The sequence below is a fragment of the Propionivibrio sp. genome (assembly GCF_049316945.1).
Lineage (GTDB): Bacteria > Pseudomonadota > Gammaproteobacteria > Burkholderiales > Rhodocyclaceae > Propionivibrio.
Map to the genome: position 1 here is coordinate 1 of NZ_JBMOJE010000270.1, position 3,392 is coordinate 3,392.

At 58.8% G+C, this 3,392-nt stretch carries 4 protein-coding genes and 1 tRNA gene; 3 read left to right on the forward strand and 2 right to left on the reverse strand.

What is annotated here, in order from left to right; translation table 11 throughout:
• Positions 1–23 precede the first annotated feature (23 nt).
• Positions 24–215, reverse strand: a complete 192-nt coding sequence (locus tag ACOYNV_RS26810) for a hypothetical protein (protein WP_422902874.1) — start codon at positions 213–215, stop codon at positions 24–26.
• A gap of 326 nt (positions 216–541) precedes the next feature.
• On the opposite strand from ACOYNV_RS26810, the gene ACOYNV_RS26815 reads away from it, so the two are divergent.
• From ACOYNV_RS26815 to ACOYNV_RS26825, 3 genes are all read left to right on the forward strand, one after another.
• On the forward strand, positions 542–955 hold the full coding sequence (locus tag ACOYNV_RS26815; RefSeq protein WP_422902875.1) for a LexA family protein: 414 nt from the start codon (positions 542–544) through the stop codon (positions 953–955).
• A 194-nt stretch (positions 956–1,149) separates the two neighbouring features.
• Positions 1,150–2,436 (forward strand): Y-family DNA polymerase, encoded by a 1,287-nt coding sequence (locus ACOYNV_RS26820; RefSeq protein WP_422902876.1) that lies wholly within the window; start codon positions 1,150–1,152, stop codon positions 2,434–2,436.
• 268 nt (positions 2,437–2,704) lie between these two features.
• Positions 2,705–2,778 (forward strand) — tRNA-Gly (locus ACOYNV_RS26825).
• A 97-nt stretch (positions 2,779–2,875) separates the two neighbouring features.
• Here the strand turns inward: ACOYNV_RS26825 and ACOYNV_RS26830 are convergent.
• The gene (locus ACOYNV_RS26830; RefSeq protein WP_422902877.1) at positions 2,876–3,325 is read right to left on the reverse strand and encodes a hypothetical protein; all 450 of its coding nucleotides are present in this window, start codon (positions 3,323–3,325) and stop codon (positions 2,876–2,878) included.
• Positions 3,326–3,392 lie beyond the last annotated feature (67 nt).

The window sequence follows — 3,392 nt, forward strand, 5'->3', positions numbered from 1 at the left end:
CTGGCACTTTCAAGTTGCCGAATTCATGGTAGTTTCACGGCGCCGCGCACACCCAGTAGCCAGCGTGTGTCACCGGCGAACTGGCGGACGACGAGATCCTTGAGGTCAACGACCAGCAGGACGCCATGCGGCTGGATCGAGTCCGGGATGTGGATGGGCTCCCGGTCACAGGAAGTGAGGTCGACCTGACCGAAGCGAACGGCGGCGACAGTCATTTTTGTCTTCCGCTCAGTTCGTCTTTGTCCTGCGGCAACTTAGGCATGGCGGGTTCGGTCCAGGAGGGAAAGATGGCATGTTGATCTTGTTTGCATAGTTTGACAATGCAAATGAAAGGCTGGTGGGCTGTTGTCGTGTCAGAGCTTCGGCTTGCTGCGCCACGTGGGTTGCCGTTACGGGGATTCCAGGTGGCACAACGAACGCTTGGCGTTGTCAAATTACTGTATATAATTACAGCAATCAATTTTTTTGAGCGTTACTCTTCATGGTTTCTTCCCCGTCTGCCCCTGAGTCTTTCAACGCCGGGTCTTTTCCTGGCATCCGATTGCCTGCGCTTGCTGCCGTGCCCTGCGCCCTGCCGCTTGATTCCGGAAAGATTTCTGCGGGTTTTCCCTCGCCGGCGGCGGATTATGAGGAAAGGCGGCTCGACATCAACACCTACCTGGTGCGCAACCCGGTATCCACCTTCTTCTTCCCGGTCGAAGGCCGTTCCATGGAGGGCGCTGAAATTTTTGACGGCGACGTGCTGGTGGTCGATCGCAGCATCTCGCCACGGCACGGACATATCGTGGTCGCCTTCGTAAACGGGGAAAGGCTGGTGAAGCGTCTTTATCACCGCGCCGGCCGTGTGGCACTGGTCGCCGAAAACAAGGCCTATACGCCGATCGAGATCCGGGAAGGGCTGGAGCTGATCGTGTGGGGCGTCGCCGTGGGCAAATTCAAGCGGCTGCCGGCGTGACCGATCATGCCGAGAGCCTGTGAAAAATTCAAAAATCCATGGCCCGAGGCCAGGCTGCGCGCCCGCAAAGCCGCAAGGGGGCAAAGCCAACGCAAAGCCCCCCCATTGTTTGCAAAGGTTTTCTTTGCGAAACCTTTGCTCCTTTGCGCCTCTGCGGTAGGTGTTCTGGCATTTCTTCACAACCTGTGACGCCTATGCCCACGCCTGTGCCAATATTCGCCCTGGTCGATTGCAACAACTTTTACGCCAGTTGCGAGAAGCTGTTTAACCCCAAGCTGGCCGGCGTGCCGGTGGTGGTGCTCTCGAATAACGATGGCTGCGTCGTCGCCCGTAGCGCCGAAGTCAAGGCGCTGGGCATCCCCATGGGCGTGCCGTGGTTCAAAATCCATGACCAGGCCAGGCAGCACGGCATTGTCGCCTTTTCATCGAACTACGCGCTCTATGCCGACATGAGCAATCGCGTGATGGAAGTCCTGGCGCAGTTCTCGCCGGACATCGAGGTTTATTCGATTGATGAATCCTTTCTCGACCTGGCCGGCTTCGAATCCATCGGCCTGGCCGAATACGGGCGGCAAATCCGCGAGCGTATCCAGCAATGGCTCGGACTCGCGGTTTGTGTCGGCATCGCGCGCAGCAAAACGCTGGCCAAGCTGGCCAACCATTGCGCCAAGAAAAATCTGGCCGGTGCCAACGGCGTCTGTGACTTTACGGCCATGTCGGCGGCGGACATGGATTCCCTGCTGGACAGAATCGACGTGGCTGAAGTCTGGGGCGTCGGCCGCAAACTCGCGCCGCGCTTGGACGCCATGGGAATCCGCACGGTCAGAGCGCTGCGCGATGCCGACGCAAACAGCGTCCGCGCCCGCTTCTCGGTGGTGCTCGAACGCACGGTGCGCGAACTGCGCGGCACCTCCTGCCTGGCGCTGGAAGAAGTGGCCCCGGCCAAACAGCAGATCATCTGCAGCCGCTCCTTTGGCCAGCGCGTCCATGATTTTGACGACCTGCAGGAAGCCGTGGCCAGTTACATCAGCCGTGCCGCCGAAAAGCTGCGGCAGCAGGACTCGCTGGCCGGTGCGGTCACGGTGCACATCCAGACCAGCCCCTTCAACCTTTCCGAGCCCCGCTATCAAAAGGCCGTCACGCTCCCCCTGCCCGAAGCCACGGCCGACAGCCGGCTGCTGGCGCGCTGGGCATTGCTGATCCTGAAGCAAATCTATCGGCCAGGCTTTGCCTACCAGAAGGCCGGCGTGATGCTCTCTGACATCTGTCCGCGCCGGATGCATCAGCCGTCCCTGTTCGGAGCCCTGGGAGAGAACGAGCGCTTGATGCGCACACTCGACCGCATCAATTCGCGCTGGGGTCGCGGCACCCTGCGTCTCGCTGCGGAAGGCATGGGCAAGGAATGGCAAATGAAGCGCGGGCATCTGTCGCCGGGCTATACCACCGAGTGGGCCGGCTTGCCGACGGTGCAGGCCAGATGACTGCAGGCCGCATGGATAGGCGATCTGCACGCCATACGCCTGAAGAGTGGCGTATTCAGGCTGTCTCTGGATGGTTGCCTTGTAGATCGCCTATTCATGAGGCTTCCAATGAGGCTGCCTGTATTTCACCACCATCGTTCCGCCCCCTGATCGCGCCCCGTGGCTCCATGGCATACGGACAGTAACGAGCGACTGAACGGGACGACCCACAAGCTCACAACTTTCCGGGTTGTGAAGACTGGCTGAGCATCGTAAAATGGCCAACTTCGCGGGCGTCGTATAATGGTAATACCCTAGCTTCCCAAGCTAGAGCCGTGGGTTCGATTCCCATCGCCCGCTCCAAGAACAAATGCCTTCAGGTCGCTGATCTGAAAGGAAAAAAGCCGACCTTCGCGGGTCGGCTTTTTTGTTGTCTGGTCGCGGTCTGGTCACATATGAATTATGCGCCAGCTACGAACTGAAGGATCAAATTCTCGTCGTTCGCGGGCACGACCCGAACGGCTACAGCCAGCAGGTCTTCGCGGATTTCCTCAAAGGCCTCGTACGGTTTCGAATTCATCGCCGGGGCGGTGACCGGAAACAGCACGTTGGCGGGCAGGGCATTGCGTTTGCGCAGGCGGCGCACCTTGTCGACCCACTGGCCGCCGTGCGTCAGTATCTTGGTCGAATCGCCCTGCGCCAGATAAAGCGGTTTGATGACACGCGCGGCTTGACCATCGGCCATACAGACAAAAGGGAAATTCACGGCAAAATCGTCAGTGCCGATCTTTTCGCGCCGATACTCGGCGCCGATCTTGGCTCGGAACAGCAGTCTGCGGACATCATTTTCCAGCAGGCGCTCCTGATATTCCTTGGTCACGAAATTGCGCTCGATATAGTGGTCGAACAACGCGTCAAGTTTTACCTTCAGACTTCCTGATCCAGTCCGTATTTATTCAGTATTTATAGGAAATTAG